The organism is Pseudomonas sp. BS3767 (assembly GCF_900099665.1).
GTDB classification, from domain to species: Bacteria; Pseudomonadota; Gammaproteobacteria; order Pseudomonadales; family Pseudomonadaceae; genus Aquipseudomonas; species Aquipseudomonas cerasi.
In genome coordinates, this window is record NZ_FNCX01000009.1 from 160144 (window position 1) to 178867 (window position 18724).

Here is an 18724-nt window from a genome sequence, read left to right on the forward strand (position 1 = left end):
TCAACTGATTAACGTAGCGTTCCTGGCGCGCCGAACATCAGGGGGTCAGGCCGTACGGGCTGAATATAAAGACTCTCGCAAGTGAACAATTCAGGGCGGGAAATCAGATAGCCCTGTGCAAAATCCACGCCCATTTCCTGCAATGCAGATTCGATCTGCGGCGTTTCAACGTACTCTGCAATGGTGCGTTTGCCCATGACATGGCCGATGTTATTGATCACCTCGACCATCGCCTTGTTGATCGGGTTATCGAGCATGTCCTTTACAAAACTGCCATCAATCTTCAGGAAATCCACCGGCAGGTGCTTGAGATAGGCAAAAGACGACATACCCGAGCAGAAATCATCAAGGGAAAACTGACACCCCAATCCCTTCAACTCGTTGATGAATCTGATCGCACTTTGCAGGTCGGCAATCGCACTGGTCTCGGTGATCTCGAAGCAGATCATCCCGGGCGACACGGCAAACGTGCTGAATTGCTGTTTCAAATATTCGAGGAACGTATCATCACCGATACTCGATCCAGACAAATTTATAGCACATAGTGCCTGCGGTACCTGATGCCGATCATCACTCTGGCACTGGGCTATGACTTTGAACACATTGTGTACCACCCAGCGATCCAGCGTGGTCATGAGTCCGTAGCGCTCGGCGGCCGGAATGAAATTGTCCGGTACGACCATTCGCCCAGACTCATCGCGCAGACGCAAGAGGATTTCAATGTGCCTCACCTCGCCCACTTCGCCCTTTATCGACGCGATTTCCTGCGCGTAAAGACAAAAGCGATTCTCGTCCATTGCCATGTGCAGCCGCTGTATCCAGGCCATTTCGCCGAAACGCATCGACAGCGTGAGATCATCCACACTGTAGGCCTGAACCCGATTGCGCCCCCTTTCCTTGGCCATATAACAGGCCATGTCAGCGGCAGACAATGAACCCTCCAGAGAAGCAGGCGTGTCGCCGAGGTGCACCAGGCCAATACTGACGGTAGTCATGAATGGCCGACCTTTCCACATGAAATGCAGATGCTGCACCACCTCGCGCAACGCCTCGGCAATATCCAGCGCTGTTTCGGCGGGACAATCAACCAGCAAAACACCGAACTCGTCACCTCCCAGCCGGGCCAGCGTATCCCCGTCACGCAAGCCCTGCGGCAAGGCCCGGCACAGCTGACGCAGCAGTTCATCACCCGCCGCATGGCCACCGGTATCATTGACCAGCTTGAACTGATCCAGATCGAGAAACATCAGGCAGTGGCTGCGGCCCTGACCGCAGTCTTCGTCGAGCACTCGCTGCAAGCGGCGTTCGAATTCACTGCGGTTGACCAAGCCCGTCAGCGGATCATGGGCAGCCTGCCACGACAGATCGGCGATGTATTGCTGCTCCTGGGTCATGTCATGCAACACCAGCACCGCACCACTGATCACGCCTTCGGTGTAGATCGGCGTGCCGACCAGCGCGACCGGCACCGTGCTGCCATCAAGCCGCTGGATCAGCTTGCTGTTGGCGCTGCCGCCCTTGAGCTTGCCGGTGATGATCTGCTCGACCAGCGTTGACTGGTCCTTCTGATCGTTTTCATCCAGCAGATTGAACAGCGCAGCCAGCGGAAGCCCGCTGGCCTGAGTGCTTTTCCAGTGGGTAAGACCCTCGGCGGCGGGGTTCATGTAGACGATGGCGCCGGCCACATCGATAGTGATCACGCCGTCGCCGATGGACTCCAGCGTGATCTGCGCGCGCTCCTTTTCGAGTTGCAGGGCATCGGCAAACACACGTCGCTGGACGATCAGACGACGCACACGCAGCAGCGCCAGAAGAATCAATACCACAGCGGTGACCAGGTTGACCGCTATCAACAGGTTGAGAATCAGTCTGGAGCCTTCGCCCAGCGCATCACTGAACGCTCGCGCAGCAGGCGTTACGCCTTCATTGATGACATTGATCTGCTCGCGCCATTGATCGACTTCGGCGGCGCTCACAGCGCCCTGCCCAACCCGCTCATGGATGCGCCGGGCCAGTTCGTCGAGCTGCATGAGGTAGCCGTCACCCACTTCCCAGAAATGAATGACCTGCTTCATGAAACTGAAGTTGTGGAAATTCAGGTACATCCAGATGATGCCGTTTACGTCATCCGGGTGATTGCCGCCCTGAATGATTCCACTTCTGGCCTCGGCCAGGGACGGATTGGGCTGATCGAGAGCCTTGCGCAGCGCATGGCCGCCCTGGGGGACGGAAAAGGCTTTTTGATACTTGAGGTAGTCACGCTCATCATGCCGGTTGGCGTACAGGCTCAAGTAGTGGATGGCGTCCTTCTGCCCCTTGGACCAGAGACTCTCCCCCGCCACATAGCTGCGCACGGCAGACATGGTGTAGAGACTGACGCATCCCAGCAACGCCTGAAACAGCGCGACGGCAATGAAAGGCCATACGATGCCCAACAGACGGGGCTTGGAGAAGATCCATGGTTGCTTCATGGGTTTCACGTCACCACATGCCTGAATAAACGTCTAGCGCAGAGACTAGGCTAAATTCGCCCATGATGGCAGGTGATTCTCCCGCAATCGAGCCAACCTGTGCGCTGATAGAGGCTTCGCGCATCAGATTTGTTGCAAATGTCCGTACAGTTTGGCGTACAGACCTCCATCGGCAATCAACTGCTGATGGTCACCATCTTCCACAATACGCCCGCCATCGAACACCAGTACCCGGTCGGCCTGCTTCACGGCCGAGAGGCGGTGGGCAATGATCAGCGTCGTGCGACTGCGCAGAAAACGTGCGAGCGCCTGATGCAGGTTGTATTCGGTGGCAGCGTCCAGCGCCGAGGTGGCCTCATCGAGGATCACTACTTTGGGGTCGGACAGCACCATGCGCGCGATAGCCATGCGCTGGCGCTGGCCACCCGACATTCTGACCCCGGAGCGTCCGACCACGCTGTCCAGACCTTGTGGCAGATCGCGGATCGCAGAATCGAGTTGCGCAACTTCCAGCGCACGCCAGCAGGCTTCATCGCTGCAGTCGCGGCCCATGGTCAGGTTGGCGCGCACGGTGTCATTGAACAGCGCCGGATGCTGCAGTACCACGGCGACGTTCTCGCGCACGGTTTCCAGGCCGATATCCTGCTGGCTGACACCGCCAAAACGGATCACCCCGGTGCGCGCTGTATAGAGCCCCAGCAGCAACTGCACCAACGTGCTCTTGCCGCCACCACTGGCACCGACAATGGCGACCTTTTCTCCCGGCGCGATGTTCAGGTTCAACTGGTCCAGGACCAGGTCTTCGCCATAACCGAAAGTCAGGCCACGCACTTCGACCCCGACGGTTTCCTTACCCTCGAACGGATCAGTACCGCCGGCATATTGCGGCTCGTCGGCGCGCGCCAGTAACTCATTGACGCGTGTCAGGGCAGCGCCTGCCGCATAGTAGGCGTATTGCAGGTTCAGCAATTGCTCGACTGGCGTCATCATGAACCACAGGTAGCTGAACACCGCGAGCATCTGCCCGATGGACAGGTCCGAGAACAGCACGGTAAGCATTGCTGCGGCGCGGAAGATATCGATACCGAACTGGAACAGCAGCCCGCTGGCACGGCCCGAGGCGTCGCTTTTCCATTGTGAATTGATCGCGTAATCACGCACTTCCTGCGCACGTACGCCCAGGCGTCCCAGAAAGAAGCCTTGTCTGTTACCCGCCCGAACTTCCTGAATCGCATCCAGCGTCTCGCTCAGTGCCTGGGTGAACCGCGACGTACTGTCGTTCTCCAGCTTCTTGAGGTGCTTGACACGCTTGCCCAGTTTCACCGTGAGCAGGATGACCAGCGGGTTGAACAGCATGATCAGCAGCGCCAGCTTCCAGTGCATCCACATCAGAATGCCTGCAGTGCCTGCCAGCGTCAGCGTGGCCACCAGAAGACGACTGAGGGTTTCACCGACGAACTTGTCCAGCGTATCCAGATCGGTGACCAGGTGTGTGGTCACCGTGCCACTGCCCAGGCTTTCGTATTCACGCAGGGAAATACGCTTGAGCCGTTCGATCAGCCGCAGCCGGATACGATAGACGATGTCCTTGGCCAGCCCGGCGAACAGCCGCGCCTGCAGCACGTTGAACACCAGCGCCCCGACCCGCAGCACCAGTGTCAACGACAGCATCAGACCAATGTAGCCCGCCGCCTTTTGCCAGTTGCCAGGCAGCAAGTGATCCATGACCTTGAGCGCAGCATCGCCACGGCCCAGCAACACCTCGTCGACCAGCAACGGCAGCAGCAACGGGATAGGCACGCTGCACAGCGTGGCCAGCACTGCGACACCATTGGCCAGCCACAGGGCTTTTTTATGCCGCAGGGCGAGACGACGGATCTCGGCCCAGCTCAGCGCATCGCTGCGCGTGGTGTGCGACTGTCGGGCAGCCTCAGGCACTTCATCATGCACTGGCTGCACGCTCCAGCCATCGACCCAGCAAGGGCGAAAGGCTGCTCAGTGGCTGATAACCGTTGGTCAGCAGCGCCAACTGACCGTTGCGCTCGGCCAGCAGGGTGGGGAAGCCGGCGATGCCCAGATCCTGTGCCCAGGCGAAATCGGCGGCGGTGGCCGCCTGCCGCTGCGGACTTTCGAACTCATCGGCAAATGCCTGACGCGACAGCCCTGTCTGCTCGGCGAGTTCGGCCAGCACTGACGGACGCGTCACGTCCCGGGCCTCGCTGTAGAAAGCACGCTGAATGAGCCCGACCAGTGCCCAGGCGCGGTCAGGGTCCAGCTGCCTCGCTGCAGTGACGGCCAGACAAGCGGGTGTGGTGTCATAGACAAACCCTTCCGGCAGCGCACCTTCACGAAGAAACGGCTGGCCGGTGGCCTCTTCGACCGCCTGCCAGTGCTCAAGAATGTAACGACGCTTGGCCGGCTCCAGCGCAGCACCTTCGGAGCGCAGACCGCCCATGACCAGATGCAGCGGCACACCCGCCGCCCGAGCCTGTTGCACCAACGCGTCGGCAACCGGGGCGAAGCCCCAGCACCAGGAGCACATCGGGTCCATGACATAGATCAGGCGGGCAGACATGGCTCAGGCCTCGGAGGGTAAACGATAGTTGCGACCGATCGGATGAGGCTGGTTACGTGCCTTGGCCAGTTCGATCTGCTTTTGCCGGTCGATGGCGCTACGTCGCGTCTTCTCGCTCAGCGAATCCCAGCAATGCGGGCAACTGACGCCAGGCGAGTAATGCTCGCTGGCGCGGTCCTCGGCACTGATGGGCGTGCGACACGCGTGGCACTGATCATAATCGCCTTCGGTCAGGTCATGACGCACCGTGACCCGATTGTCGAACACGAAACACTCGCCGCGCCAGTGACTTTCCTGCTCGGGGACCTCTTCCAGGTACTTGAGAATGCCGCCCTTGAGGTGATAGACCTCTTCGAAGCCTTCGCCAAGCATGTAACTCGAGGCTTTTTCGCAACGGATGCCGCCGGTACAGAACATAGCGACCTTCTTGTGTACTGCCGGGTCGAAATGCGCCTTGATGTATTCCGGGAACTCTCGAAACGACGTGGTCTTCGGATCGATGGCGCCCTCAAAGGTGCCGATCGAGACTTCGTAATCGTTGCGAGTATCGATCAGCAGCACTTCGGGATCGCTGATCAGGTCGTTCCAGTCCTTGGGCTCGACGTAAGTACCGACGCTCTTGTTCGGGTCGACGCCTTCGACACCAAGGGTCACGATCTCTTTCTTGAGTTTGACCTTGGTGCGATAGAACGGCTGCTCGTCGCAGTAGGATTCCTTGTGATCGATGTCGATCAGACGCGGGTCGTTCTTCAACCACGCCATCAAACCATCGATGCCTTCGCGGCTGCCGGACACGGTGCCGTTGATGCCCTCGTCGGCGATCAACAACGTGCCCTTGATGCCATTGTCGACCATCGCCTGCAACAGCGGCTCGCGCAGCTGCACGTAATCGCTGAGGGTGACGAACTTGTACAGCGCGGCCACGACGATCGGCTGAGTCATCGGCTCTTGAGTCATGTATCTCTCCAGTGGCGACCCTCGCAAAGGGCCTACCGGGTAAAAAATTGCGGACCAAAAAAACGCACCGGCCAGGCGGCGCGGTGCGGATTCTAGCAAAAACCGGAGTACAGCAGACAGCTCGGCGGGGCAATCGCCCCCGGCAAGGGGGTCGGATCAGTAAAAAGCCCTGATCAGTGCCCGCCGGCGCAGGTCGGCGAAGCAGGCGCTGCACCGACCTTCGACCATTCTTCAGGCGTGTAAGTGTGCAACGCCAGCGCATGAAACTCGCCCATGAGCGGGCCCAGCGTGGCGTAGACCTTCTGATGCCGCTTGACCGAGTTCAAGCCCTGAAACTGATCACTGACCAGAACAGCCTTGTAATGGGTCTGCTGGCCACGACTGTGCATATGACTCTCGTCGAGCACTTGCAGATGATGCGGTTGCAGCAGCGCAAGCGCCGACTCGATTCGTTGTTGCATGGTCATGATGGAAATCGCCTGTCAGGGCTTTTTGGCCGGAGCCGGAGCAGCTGCCTTGGCAGGTTCCAGTTCGGCAGTCATGTCAGCCAGCAGCTTGTTGACGACCGGAACAGCGCTTTCCAGCTTGCTCTGGGTCAGTTGGGCCGACTGCTGAGCCAGCTCAGGCATCTTGGTCATCACTTTCTTGCCCAGTGGCGACTGGTAGAACGCAACCAGATCCTTCAGCTCGCTTTCGGTGAAGTTGGCGGTGTACAGCTTGACCATCTCGGGCTTGAGCTTGTTCCAGCCAATGGCTTGGTCCAGAGCGGTGTTGGCCTTGGCCTGATAGGTTTCAAGCAGGGCTTTTTTCGATGCAGGTGCCTTGGTTTCAGCAAAACGCTGAGCGAACATCTGCTGAACCTGAGCGTAGACCGGAGCGCCCAGGCGATCGGCGTTGGCAAGCTTCAGGAACGTTTCGGCGCTCGCGTTGTGACTGGCGGTGTCGGCGAAGACCTGGCCGCTGGCACAGACCAGGGCTACCGCGGTACAAATGGCACGAAGACGGGTCATCGAGTTTCCTTATCTAGCAAACGAGGCATTACCCCAGGGCCGACCATTCTGCGCTTATCTGGGCTTTTGGCTCAACCCCCGGTTCACCCAGCGGTTAAAAAGCACTGCGCGGGAACCCTGTGGGCATATGGACACCTAACCCTGCAACGCACTTAAAGGAGTAAGACCAGTGAGCCGCACCGAAACCGATAGCATTGGCCCGATCGAAGTCCCCGAAGATGCCTACTGGGGCGCGCAGACCCAACGCTCACTGATCAATTTTGCGATTGGCGACCAGCGAATGCCGTTGCCCGTCCTGCACGCGCTGACCCTGATCAAGAAAGCCGCAGCACGTGTCAACGATCGAAATGGCGACTTGCCTGCCGACATCGCCCGCCTGATCGAACAGGCCGCCGATGAAGTGCTCGATGGTCAGCATGACGCGCAGTTTCCGCTGGTGGTCTGGCAGACCGGCAGTGGCACGCAAAGCAACATGAACGTCAACGAGGTGATCGCAGGCCGCGCCAACGAACTGGCTGGCCAGGGTCGTGGCGGCAAGTCGCCGGTCCACCCCAACGACCATGTCAATCGCTCGCAAAGCTCCAATGACTGCTTCCCGACAGCCATGCACATCGCCACAGCTCAGGCGGTCAAGGCGCAGCTGCTGCCCGCCATCGCCGAATTGTCCAGCGGGCTGGCCGAACAGGCCGCGCGGCACATGAAGCTGGTCAAGACCGGGCGCACGCACATGATGGACGCAACGCCGATCACCTTCGGTCAGGAGCTGTCCGGGTTTGTCGCGCAACTCGATTACGCGGAAAAAGCCATTCGCGCCGCCCTGCCTGCCGTTTACGAGCTGGCTCAGGGCGGGACAGCAGTCGGCACCGGACTCAATGCGCCCAAGGGCTTTGCCGAGGCCATTGCCGCAGAACTCGCCGCCCTCTCCGGTCTGCCGTTCGTCACGGCGCCCAACAAGTTCGCCGCGCTGGCCGGTCATGAGCCGCTCGCAGCGCTGTCCGGCGCACTGAAGACGCTGGCCGGTACGTTGATGAAGATTGCCAACGACCTGCGCCTGCTGGGCTCAGGCCCGCGTGCAGGGCTGGCAGAAGTCAGACTGCCCGCCAACGAGCCCGGCAGTTCGATCATGCCCGGCAAGGTCAACCCGACCCAGTGCGAGGCTTTGTCGATGCTGGCCTGCCAGGTCATGGGCAACGACGTGACCATCGGTTTCGCCGCCAGTCAGGGTCACCTGCAACTCAACGTGTACAAACCGGTGATCATTCATAACATTCTGCAGTCGATTCGCCTGCTGGCCGATGGCTGCAGCAATTTCAACGAGCACTGCATCGCGGGCATGGAGCCGGATGGCGAAAAAATGGCTGAACACCTGGAGCGCGGCCTGATGCTGGTCACCGCACTCAATCCGCATATCGGCTATGACAAGTCGGCGCAGATTGCCAAGAAAGCCTACACCGAGGGGCTGACCCTGCGCGAAGCGGCATTGGCCCTCGGCTACCTGACCGATGAAGAGTTCGACGCCTGGGTGCGGCCGGACAAAATGCTCGAGGCAGGCAGTAATGGCTGATGCCAGAAGCGGCGCAACGCCTCTGGAGGGCAATGGCAAACGAATCCTGATGGTCTACGGCACGCCGAAGGCCATCAGTTTCTGCCACGCGCTGGGTGACGCGTATGCGCAGACGGCACGGGGCGAAGGGCATGTAGTGCGGGTTATCAAGCTCGGCGAACTGGACTTCGATCCGATTCTGCACAACGGCTACGATCAGACTCAGACACTTGAGCCCGACCTGCTCGAAGCCCAGCGCCAGATCCACTGGGCCGAGCATCTGGTCTTCGTCTATCCGGTCTGGTGGGGCGGTTTGCCGGCATTACTGACGGGCTTTTTCGACCGGGTGCTGACACCCGGTTTTGCGTTCAAGGTGCATGGTCGCAAGCATTCATCCAATGAGCTGCTCCGAGGCCGGACGGCGGAGCTGATGGTCGCCATGGACACGCCGCCACGCTACTTTCACTGGATATACGGCGCGCCGGCTCACCGGCAGATGGTGCGGACCATACTCGGCTTTTGCGGGATAAAGACCAAACGTCTGACCGAGTTTGCCCCGGTACACAGCGCCAGCGAACAGCAGCGTCAGGAGTGGATTATTCAGGCGCAGGGGCTGGGCAGACGCTGATCTGCCCCACCACCCGCAAGTCAGGCCTGCGCCAGCCGCGCCTTGCGGGCCCTAAGCCCGGCGACCAGCGAGGGGCCAAGCGCGGTCAGCGCCGATCCGGCCACCACCAGCAGCGCACCGCCATAACCCAGCATGTTCAACTCTTCAGCCTGCACGTAATCCGGCCACAGCCAGGCGGCAACCGCCACGGCGGTCAGTGTGACCAAGGGCGTCAGCGCGAGCGTCGCACTGACCCGCGAGGCCTCCCAGTGCGCCAGCGCTTCAGCGAAGGCACCGTAAGCCACCAGCGTATTCAGACAGCAGGCCAGCAGCAGCCAGCCCTGTAACGGGCTCAACAGCAACGCCTCGGCAGGGTGCGCCCACGGCGTGAGCAACAGGGCGCAAAACAGGTAGATCACCATCATCACCTGCAGTGAATTCCATACCGTCAGAAGCTGCTTCTGACTCAGCCCGTAGAACGTCCAGATGGTCGAGGCCAGGAGCACCACCAGTACGCCCAGGGTGTAATCGCCCAACGAGGTGAAAAGCTCCACCAGCCGCTGATTGAAAAAGAACCCGAAACCCACCAGCAGCACCGCCAGACCGATGCCCTGCCCCAGACTGAAACGCTCCTTGAACAGAAAGATGCTGCTGATCAACAGAAAAATCGGACCGACCTGAACCAGCAATTGCGTGGTACCCGGGCTCAGCAACCGCAAGCCAATGAGATAGAGCACATAGTTGCCGACCAGACCGAACACGGCCAGCCCGACCAGCACCCTGCCCTTGCGTCCCAGCACCTTGAAACTGGGCAGGCGTTTGACCGACGCCAGCCAGATGAACAACAGCGCCCCGGACACAGCCAGACGGAACCAGGTCACGGTCACCGGATCCATCACCTGCAGCACCTGCTTGAGCTTGATCGGCAAAATCCCCCACAGCAGCGCGGTCAACAGTGACAGACAGAGGCCATAGACCCAGCGACCAGACGAGATGTGCATTGCAACTTCCGCATGAGACAGAACAGAACCCCCATTCTAGGCGCTGATCGGCAAAGCAACAGTTACAGCTGGGTGCAGTTAACGGCGCAAATTGTGTTCCTTACCGCTGGCCGCCGTGATTGCGCTGGTAGGTCTCACTGCCCATGGCCTGAATCTGACCTTCGATCAACGCATCGAACGGCTTGAGCAACGCCTCGAACGAGGTGGGTGCTTCCAGCATCTGCAAGGTATGCACGATGGCCTCAAGTGTCGACAAGGCCTCAGGGCCGGGCGCCTTGCGCAAGCGATAACGCGAAACAGGCACGTCGCCCGGCGTCACCCTTGGCAGCTCGGCGAGCAAGGGGTTGAGGTGCAGCAGTTTGCGCGCCTTGCGCCACGTGCCATCCGGCACGACCAGCAGCATGGGCAGTGAATCCTGCGCATAAGGCGTCAGCGCCTGCGCAGCCTCACCCGGAAACAGCAATCGAGGCTGATAGCCGGGCGGATTCAGAATCTGCTGCAGATCGTCGAACACTTCGCCCACCAACAACTGCGCATTGACCAGACCGAGCGCGGCCAGTCGGGCGGTGTTCAAGGCATGGCCGACTTCATCGGGATGCTGCAGGATCAACACTCGCGTGCGGCTGTCCAGCTGCGGAATCAGGGCGCACAGACAATGCGTGGCAGGACGCAGACAACGCTCACAACGGGCGCGGGACATGGATCAGTACTCGGTCAATCTCACAAGGTTAAAGGTGCTGCACAGCACAACGAATCAGCGTTGCCACCAACCGCCTGTCGAACAGCCCTGCATTTTAAACAAATCGGCACCATAACGGCGGGGCAATCCACAGCCGCAACGGCGATTTGAGCTAGCCTCATGGATCTGGGCTGGAGAAATGAAGTACGCCTGTTGTATCTGACAAGATCCACATCAGGGGCTTTCATGAATCGCGAAGAGATCAGGCAAAAGGTATTCAACGCTCTAGGCATCATTCTAGTGGACAAGAGCGCGATTCAGGATGACGCCACGCTCGCCGATCTGGCCCTTGATGACGATGATATCGAGCTGTTTTTCCTCGAACTGAAGGAAGCCCTCAGCTTCACACTCACGGAAACCATCAGGACAGCGGTGATCGCCAGCCCCGGACAGTTTGCGTTGCACAGGATCATAGGACTGATTTTATTGCAGGAGACGGAAAAGGGCTCGATAGAGCCGAAGAACGAGCCCGGGCATCAGCATTAGCGCCGGCTCTTGTATCGGGACGCCCTGTGCGCCCCGACGAAACTCAACATGCGCACTACCCTGTGGCCAGGATCAGGCGAGAAGCTTACCGGCGTTGACGGCGACGATCGTCATCGGCACGAACCGGAATGGGTTGCAGTTTTGGGCGTTCTATCAGACCCAGTGCAACGCCTACATCGTGGAGCCATTCTTGCAGTTTGCTATTCATAGAGCCCCCTTGAGGGAAATACCCGGCAGTCAATCCGTACTCATCACTCACTAGAGATCATAGAAGCAAATGAACTGTTAGCCGAGTGCAACGAGAAACAATTTTCCCGATGGAGCCAATGTGACATTTGTGCAGGATCGCTTCTAGTCTTTGCGACGGACGGCCTGTTACTGAACATTACGCCGACGATTCGAGCAGCTCAGTCCGGCGGGCTGATCAGGCCATCATTATCGGTCATCGCCCGCTCCAGTAAATCGGCGGGCAGACTCTTGCTGGCCCGCGCACCGAGCAGTTTGAGTTGTTCGCTGCGGCTGATCAGGTTACCGCGCCCTTCGGTGAGCTTGTTGCGCGCTGCCGAATAGGCCTTATCCAGCTGTTGCAGGCGGTTGCCTACCTCATCTAGATCCTGAATGAACAATACGAACTTGTCGTATAGCCAGCCTGCCCGCTCGGCGATCTCACGGGCGTTCTGGCTCTGACGCTCCTGCTTCCACAAGCTGTCAATCACCCGCAACGTGGCCAGCAGGGTCGTGGGGCTGACAATCACGATGTTGCGGTCGAAGGCTTCCTGAAACAGATTCGGCTCGGCCTGCAAGGCGGCAGAAAAAGCCGCTTCGATCGGCACGAAAAGCAGAACGAAATCCAGACTGTGAAGCCCTTCTAGACGCTTGTAATCCTTGCCCGACAAGCCTTTGACATGGTTACGCAACGACAGTACGTGCTGCTTCAGCGCAGCCTGTCCAATCACCTCGTCATCGGCAGACACATATTGCTGGTAGGCCGTCAGGCTGACCTTGGCGTCGACCACCACCTGCTTGTCGCCCGGCAACATGATCAGCACGTCAGGCTGAAAGCGCTCACCGTCCGGCCCCTTGAGGCTGATTTGCGTCTGGTACTCACGGCCCTTTTCAAGCCCGGCATGCTCCAGCACGCGTTCCAGGATCAACTCGCCCCAGTTGCCCTGGGTCTTCTGCCCCTTCAAGGCGCGTGTCAGGTTGGTCGCCTCATCACTCAAACGCTGATTCAACTGCTGCAGACGTTCCAGCTCCTTGGCCAGGGAGAAGCGTTCGCGCGCTTCGTTCTGGTAACTTTCCTCGACACGCTTTTCGAACGACTGGATACGTTCCTTGAGCGGCGTGAGCAATTGGCCCAACTGCTGCTGGCTGGTCTCGGCGAAGCGCTGCTCGCGCTCATCGAAAATCTTGCCCGCCAGTTCGGCGAACTGCGCGCGCAGTTCATCCCGGGAACCCTGCAAATCGTTCAGGCGCTGCTGATGGCCATCCTGCTGTTCGCGCAACTCAGCGTTAAGCGCGGCACACTGCGCATCAAGACGGCGCAACTCCGCCTCTCTGGCGGCACGTTCATGATTCCAGTCCTGCGCCGTTTCGCGCGCGTTATCGCTTTCCTGGCGCAGCAACTCGACCTCGCGGCGCAATGCCGCAAGGTCAGCCTGCTTGGCCGCATTGGCCTGACTGAGGTCGCTGACCTCGTCACGGCACGCATCCAGCTGGGCATTGAGACCCTCCTGCGCCATTTGCGCCATGCTCAGACGCTCGTCGAGCAGGGCGCTCTCAGCCTGGCGAGCGGCCAGACGGCGCTGCAAATGCCAGAGCAGGCCCAGCAAGGGCAATGCTGCTGCGCCAAGCCCCAGTAACAGGCTGTTCAGGTCCAGTGCCATAAAGACTCCATGCGGGCTGAATAATAAGGGCCAGCGGCAGTTTGGGTAGAGCGTGATAGTGCAGCAGAAACATCGTCTCGGGTGAGACGGGATCAACAGGCGGGGGTAAATCGGGGGAACGGATTGTACGCGTTTTCAGCGCGGCACACAGCCCCTATTAGGGGGACATTTTGCGCGGGACAATCCACAGAAGCTGTGGATAACTCAGTGGACAACCCCCCTTTAACTTCCGCAAACGCAAGCAGCATGGGGCCTGCGCTCAAACTGACGATTTTTTCACCAGCTAAAAAAAACGATGTTTTTCATTGACTTAATAATTCACCATCATAAATCAAACCCTTAGCTTCGGTTGTGACAGTGATGTGGCAGCTTGTGCCGCTAATGTGCACAACTCATGAGCATGCCCCTTTTTCATCATTTCACGCGTCATGTAATGTTTGCTCAATTGCAACGTATTCTCAATGAATACAAGGCTTTCAGCAGGTTTTCAGGTGCTGGATCGACAGGGCTGACGACGCATTTCGAGCATTATTCGGGGCGATGAAAGCGACGCAGGCGACAAATTGCACAACCCGCGGTCCAAGCACTGGCAAAAATGCACCTCACCCTAATTCACCAACGATTCAGTGAAGGAATCCATGAAGGAGATCGCCAGGTTCTTCCTGCTGTTGTTGGCCGTCTGCCTCGTCGCCCTGGCAGTCAGTATCGTACTGCCACCCCCGGACGGCGGCGTGTTCGCCTACAGCGTGCTGCTGTCGGCGATTGCCCTGATGCTGATCATCTGCAGCGATCTGAGCAACGGGCGTATCAACGCGACAGGCGATATCATGCGCGCCATCGAAAGCCGCAGGTCACTACGGCTGACCGTAGCCGCCTACCTGCTGGGCTGCTCGATGGTTGCATCGGTTACTGTACTGATCTATCGACTGGTCGGGCACTGGTGAAGATTCATTCACTGCCACTTGCAATGTTTCGATGAGGCGGGTAATATCGCCGCCGTTAGTACCAAGCTGAAAATCAATTCCGGTCGACAAGTCCCCCGACAGACACTCCTCCATGCGACGAGAATGTTGGCAACAAGGGATCGACCACCTCGATGGTTTCCAGACATGAACCTCTCGCGCTGATGCACCATTTGGGGTGACAGTGCAGTTATGGCTCTCATGGTCTGCTTCAACCAGCCTGCAATTGATCAGGATCTTCACCCGGAGCGTAGAACCTTTGCTCCTGTTGTGTTGCCTGCCCTCCTAAGTACCTACCGGTCAGCCAGAGCGCCATACGATAAAGCGCGCTTCAACTGCCTGTCTTTGTTCCAGTCAGGTTCTCCGCCCAGCCAGGCTTTTGTATCAAATGTCGGCCCGCGTTTACTGGAATCTTTATTTTTGCACGGTATTGTTCCGTGTTGCTTCAGGAAACACCTTGAATATGAATACTCAGACTCAACATGCAATTCACACATTGACCAATGCTTTTGCCCCGATGAACTGCCTGATCATGGCCGCTCGCAAAGGCTGCTTCAGCTTCACCATCGTCAATGAACACGGCATCGCCCGCCACAGCGAACGCCTGTACCCCGATCAGTACGCCAGCGCCGAGCCGCTGCAGGCCGTGATCGAGCGTACCCGTCAGGCCCTCATCGCCTGACGAAAACGCTGCACCGCAAGCCGAAAGCCCCGCACTGCAAAGGCGGGGCTTTTTTTATGCGCGCTTTGTATCGTCTGCATCACACAATGCCTGCAGCACTGGAACTTGCTCTAAATTGCAATTCCTACTCCCTTGATGGGATTGTCCTACAAGAATAGCTCTAAATCGGGCTCCTCAGCCTATAGCGCGCCGTCGAAAATGTTGGTAATTTTCGACCGGTGAACAACAAGGAGTTCTAATAATGAAAATAATGACAAAAGCACTGAACCGGACAACGCTTGGACTCGCACTGGGTCTGGCCTCTTCTCAACTGCTCGCTGCCGGCTTTGCCCTCAACGAACAAAGCATCAGCGGCATGGGCACCGGCTTTGCAGGTCGCTCCTCGTCAGCCGATGACGCAAGCACCGTATTCGGCAACCCTGCCGGTATGTCCCGCATCAAACGCGAACAAATCAGCGTCGGCGCAGCTGCCGTGATCGCCAAGACCGACATCGACAACGGTCGTGGCACATTTGGCGGCAGCAACGACGGCGATATGGTTCCGGTGGTCGGCGTACCCATGGGCTACTACGTCAAACCAATCGATGATCACTGGGCATTTGGTCTGGGCGTGTACGTACCGTTCGGCCTGGTCACCGATTACGAAAAAGGCTTCGCTGGCCGCTATTTTGGCGACAAGAGTCACGTCCAGGTCGTGACCTTCCAGCCGACCGTCAGCTATGCATTCAACGACAAGGTCTCCATCGGTTTCGGCCCGACGATCAACCGTATCGACGGCGAGCTGACCTCTGCGACCCTGAATACTAGCTCGCTTGGCCGTAACGACGGCAAGGTGAAGATCGAAGGCGATGACACCGCAGTCGGCTTCAATGCCGGCATTCTGGTCCAGGCTACCGACACCACCCGCCTGGGCCTGACTTACCACTCCAAGGTCGATTACAAGCTCAAGGGCAAGACCAAGATCGAAGGTTCGGGCTTTGGTCCGTTCGGCGGTCAGAAGTATGACGCTTCGCTGGACATCTCCACGCCTGAGTCCGTGGACTTCTCCATCACCCAGCAGATCGACGAGAACTGGACGGTCTACGCCGGCAGTACCTGGACTCGCTGGAGCCGCCTGCAAGACATCACCGTCAACAACGATGGCGTCCCTGCCCTGCTGGGCGGTTCCGCAGGCCCAATCGGCACCATCACCGAAGAACAGAACTGGCACGACACCTGGGCACACGCCATCGGTGCGTCGTATAAGGTCAATAAAGAGTGGACGCTGCGCACCGGCTTCTCCGTTGATCAGTCGCCGACCAACAACGTCAACCGCTCCCCACGCATCCCGACCGGCGATCGCAAGATCATCAGCTTCGGTGCAGGCTGGAGCCCGACCGACGACCTGACCATCGACGTGGCGTATTCGTACCTGCGTGAAGACGAAACCAAGATCCGCGACAGCAGCCCGTCTAAAGGCTCGTACAGCGCCGACTACCGCAACACCGCTCACGGCCTGGGCACTTCGGTTACCTATCGCTTCTGATAGCAACTGCCAGGCTGAAAAAAGCCCGCAACCAGTGATGGTTGCGGGCTTTTTTATTGCGTGCCTGGAGCGCTCAGACCTGCATTGATTGACTAGCGTGCCGACGCCCCACGTCATTGACTGACTATCGTGCCGATGCTCCACGTCATTGACTGACTATCGTGCCGACACTCCGCGTCACTGATTGACTATCGTGCCGATGCTCCGCGTCGGCATGCAGTTCTGGACGCTCTGCGTCCTCTTTATGGCACTCCGCGTCACACAAGGGTGGTCGATTCAAACAAGACTCAAACCGCCCTTTTTTGCCCCCTTAAGGCTTCGACGCAATCGCCTTCTCAATGGCTGCGATCAGCTCCGGATCATCCGGCTTGGTCATGCTGGAGAAGTTGGCGATGACCTTGCCCTGGCGATCAACCACGTATTTGTAAAAGTTCCAGCGCGGCGCACTGCTCTGCTCGGCCAGCACCTTGAACAAGTGGGTCGCATCATCACCGCGTACCGCCTGCGGCTCGGTCATGGTGAAGGTCACGCCATAGTTGACGTAGCAGACCTTGGCGGTCTCCTCACCATCCTTGGCTTCCTGTTTGAAATCATTGGACGGCACGCCCAACACCTCGAGCCCCTGCCCCTTGTAGCGCTGACTCAGCTCTTCAAGACCTTTGAACTGCGGGGCGAAGCCGCAGAAGCTGGCAGTATTGACCACCACCAGCGGCTTGCCGGCGAAGCGTTTGCACAGGTCGATGTTTTCCTTGGCGCGCAGCTTGGGCAATTCGCCTTGCAGCAATGGCGGGCAGTCGGCAGCCATCGCTGCACCGCTCACGGCCAGCAGCAAAAGAGGGATCGAAAGAAAGCGAATGTTCATCATGGCGGCCCTGAATATTGTTGTCGTCTGCCGACACGCTACCCCATGCCGGAGCGTCTGCCTAGCAAGCGCCCATTCCCAATTGCAGAGCGGCCAGCCCGACATGCTGCCAGGCCCACCAGAGCAATCCCAGCACCACCGCGCCCACCAGCAGTGCCATCAGCAAAGGCCATCGCCGACTCATGCCAGACTGCCCTGCGCCTGCAAGCGCGCCACCGGGCGCTCGCGCACCGGCCAGTTGAGCGCCGCCGCGAGCAGACTCAGCAGGATCGAGACTTGCCAGATCAGGTCGTAGCTGCCGGTGCGGTCATACACCAGCCCGCCCAGCCAGCCACCGAGGAAGGCGCCCAACTGGTGAAACAGAAAGACGATGCCGCCCAGCATCGACAGGTTACGCACACCGAACAGTGTCGCAACCGTACCGTTGGTCAGCGGCACGGTCGACAGCCACAGCAAGCCCATCGCCACGCCGAACAGATACGCCGTGGTCTGGCTCAAGGGTATCCAGAGAAACAGCACGATCACCACCGCGCGCAACAGGTAAAGCACAGTCAGCAGCCGGGGTTTGGACATGCGCCCGCCCAGCCAGCCTGCGGTATACGTGCCGAAGATATTGAACAGGCCAATCAGGGCCAGCACTGTAGTGCCAACCTTGGCGGGCAAGTGCTGATCCACCAGATAGGCCGGTAAGTGCACGCCGATGAAGACCACTTGAAAACCGCAGACAAAGAACCCCAGCGCCAACAGCCAGAACCCCGAATGCGAGCACGCCTCGCGCAGCGCCTCGCCGAGGGTCAGTTCGACGCCGGTGGATACACTCGGCGTATCCTTGAGCATGCCCACCAGAGGCAGGATCAACGCCACCATCACACCCAGCACCAGCAAGGCGCCGGACCAGCCCAGCCAGCTGATCAAACCCAATGTACCGGGCAGCATGGCGAACTGACCGAATGAGCCGGCGGCGCTGGCGATCCCCATGCCCATACTGCGTTTTTCCGCAGGCAGCGCACGCCCCACAACACCCAGGATGACCGAAAACGATGTGCCGGACAGACCGATACCGATCAGCAGACCGGCGCTCAATGAAAGGCTGAGGGAAGAATCGGCGGTACTCATACACAGCAGACCTGCTGCATACAGCACACCGCCGACGAAGACGACTTTCGCCGCCCCGAATCGATCTGCCAGCGCCCCGGCGAAGGGCTGCGCCAGGCCCCACATCAGATTCTGCAGGGCGATGGCAAAGGCAAAGACTTCACGCCCCCAGCCAAACTCGGCACTCATGGGTGCCAGAAACAGACCGAAGCCGTGCCGCGTACCCAGCGAAAGCGCAAGAATCAACGCACTGCCCAGCAGAACCCAGCCACTGGTACGCCAGATCGATGTCATGGTTAAGCTCCCTGCGCTTTGTGTTACAT

The 18724-nt window shown here is 59.0% G+C and carries 19 protein-coding genes; 6 read left to right on the forward strand and 13 right to left on the reverse strand.

What is annotated here, in order from left to right:
* Positions 1-8: 8 nt before the first annotated feature.
* The 6 genes from BLR16_RS22920 to BLR16_RS22945 form a co-directional block, all read right to left on the reverse strand.
* Complete coding sequence (locus BLR16_RS22920; protein ID WP_003369698.1) at positions 9-2471, reverse strand: EAL domain-containing protein; 2463 nt, start codon at positions 2469-2471, stop codon at positions 9-11.
* A 123-nt stretch (positions 2472-2594) separates the two neighbouring features.
* Positions 2595-4421 (reverse strand): ABC transporter ATP-binding protein, encoded by a 1827-nt coding sequence (locus BLR16_RS22925; RefSeq protein WP_003369696.1) that lies wholly within the window; start codon positions 4419-4421, stop codon positions 2595-2597.
* Entirely contained in the window at positions 4414-5046 is a 633-nt protein-coding gene (locus BLR16_RS22930; protein WP_003434392.1) for a DsbA family protein, read from the reverse strand. The genes BLR16_RS22925 and BLR16_RS22930 overlap by 8 nt, the downstream gene beginning before the upstream one ends.
* A 3-nt stretch (positions 5047-5049) precedes the next feature.
* Positions 5050-6003: an oxygen-dependent tRNA uridine(34) hydroxylase TrhO gene (locus BLR16_RS22935; protein WP_003369690.1), complete on the reverse strand. Its 954-nt coding sequence runs from the start codon at positions 6001-6003 to the stop codon at positions 5050-5052.
* 173 nt (positions 6004-6176) lie between these two features.
* The gene (locus tag BLR16_RS22940; RefSeq protein WP_003369688.1) at positions 6177-6470 is read right to left on the reverse strand and encodes a BolA family protein; all 294 of its coding nucleotides are present in this window, start codon (positions 6468-6470) and stop codon (positions 6177-6179) included.
* 15 nt (positions 6471-6485) lie between these two features.
* Positions 6486-7013 carry a DUF2059 domain-containing protein gene (locus BLR16_RS22945; protein WP_003314637.1) on the reverse strand — a complete coding sequence of 176 codons (528 nt, stop codon included), beginning with the start codon at positions 7011-7013 and terminating at the stop codon, positions 6486-6488.
* Positions 7014-7182: 169 nt separating this feature from the next.
* Between BLR16_RS22945 and BLR16_RS22950 the strand changes: the two genes are divergently transcribed.
* Together BLR16_RS22950 and BLR16_RS22955 are read left to right on the forward strand one after the other, a co-directional pair.
* On the forward strand, positions 7183-8577 hold the full coding sequence (locus tag BLR16_RS22950) for a class II fumarate hydratase (RefSeq protein ID WP_003434389.1): 1395 nt from the start codon (positions 7183-7185) through the stop codon (positions 8575-8577).
* Entirely contained in the window at positions 8570-9184 is a 615-nt protein-coding gene (locus BLR16_RS22955; RefSeq protein ID WP_003369682.1) for an NAD(P)H-dependent oxidoreductase, read from the forward strand. Before BLR16_RS22950 ends, BLR16_RS22955 begins: the two co-directional genes overlap by 8 nt.
* 20 nt (positions 9185-9204) lie before the next feature.
* Here BLR16_RS22955 and BLR16_RS22960 read toward each other — a convergent pair whose 3' ends face one another.
* Together BLR16_RS22960 and BLR16_RS22965 are read right to left on the reverse strand one after the other, a co-directional pair.
* Positions 9205-10164 (reverse strand): DMT family transporter, encoded by a 960-nt coding sequence (locus BLR16_RS22960; protein WP_003434388.1) that lies wholly within the window; start codon positions 10162-10164, stop codon positions 9205-9207.
* Positions 10165-10264: 100 nt separating this feature from the next.
* Positions 10265-10864 (reverse strand): tRNA-uridine aminocarboxypropyltransferase, encoded by a 600-nt coding sequence (locus tag BLR16_RS22965; protein WP_003369680.1) that lies wholly within the window; start codon positions 10862-10864, stop codon positions 10265-10267.
* A gap of 225 nt (positions 10865-11089) precedes the next feature.
* On the opposite strand from BLR16_RS22965, the gene BLR16_RS22970 reads away from it, so the two are divergent.
* Positions 11090-11389, forward strand: coding sequence for a hypothetical protein (locus BLR16_RS22970; RefSeq protein WP_074808969.1), 300 nt, complete (start codon positions 11090-11092; stop codon positions 11387-11389).
* Positions 11390-11474: 85 nt separating this feature from the next.
* On the opposite strand, the gene BLR16_RS28970 is transcribed toward BLR16_RS22970, so the two are convergent.
* Positions 11475-11597, reverse strand: a complete 123-nt coding sequence (locus tag BLR16_RS28970; RefSeq protein WP_003418154.1) for a PA1414 family protein — start codon at positions 11595-11597, stop codon at positions 11475-11477.
* A 199-nt stretch (positions 11598-11796) separates the two neighbouring features.
* Positions 11797-13161, reverse strand: a complete 1365-nt coding sequence (gene rmuC / locus BLR16_RS22975) for a DNA recombination protein RmuC (protein ID WP_161429162.1) — start codon at positions 13159-13161, stop codon at positions 11797-11799.
* Positions 13162-13913: 752 nt separating this feature from the next.
* On the opposite strand from rmuC, the gene BLR16_RS22980 reads away from it, so the two are divergent.
* From BLR16_RS22980 to BLR16_RS22990, 3 genes are all read left to right on the forward strand, one after another.
* Positions 13914-14219, forward strand: coding sequence for a hypothetical protein (locus BLR16_RS22980; RefSeq protein WP_003369674.1), 306 nt, complete (start codon positions 13914-13916; stop codon positions 14217-14219).
* 481 nt (positions 14220-14700) lie between these two features.
* Positions 14701-14919 carry a hypothetical protein gene (locus tag BLR16_RS22985; RefSeq protein WP_002554588.1) on the forward strand — a complete coding sequence of 73 codons (219 nt, stop codon included), beginning with the start codon at positions 14701-14703 and terminating at the stop codon, positions 14917-14919.
* Positions 14920-15160: 241 nt separating this feature from the next.
* A complete protein-coding gene (locus tag BLR16_RS22990) occupies positions 15161-16444 on the forward strand; it encodes an OmpP1/FadL family transporter (RefSeq protein ID WP_074808934.1) in 1284 nt (427 codons plus the stop codon).
* Positions 16445-16754: 310 nt separating this feature from the next.
* Here the strand turns inward: BLR16_RS22990 and BLR16_RS22995 are convergent, their stop codons facing one another.
* The 3 genes from BLR16_RS22995 to BLR16_RS23000 all read right to left on the reverse strand — a co-directional run bounded on the left by BLR16_RS22995 (position 16755) and on the right by BLR16_RS23000 (position 18695).
* Positions 16755-17306, reverse strand: a complete 552-nt coding sequence (locus tag BLR16_RS22995; protein WP_003369669.1) for a glutathione peroxidase — start codon at positions 17304-17306, stop codon at positions 16755-16757.
* Positions 17307-17367: 61 nt separating this feature from the next.
* Positions 17368-17490, reverse strand: a complete 123-nt coding sequence (locus tag BLR16_RS28975) for a hypothetical protein (protein ID WP_003369667.1) — start codon at positions 17488-17490, stop codon at positions 17368-17370.
* Positions 17487-18695, reverse strand: a complete 1209-nt coding sequence (locus BLR16_RS23000) for an MFS transporter (protein ID WP_003434384.1) — start codon at positions 18693-18695, stop codon at positions 17487-17489. The genes BLR16_RS28975 and BLR16_RS23000 overlap by 4 nt, the downstream gene beginning before the upstream one ends.
* Positions 18696-18724 lie beyond the last annotated feature (29 nt).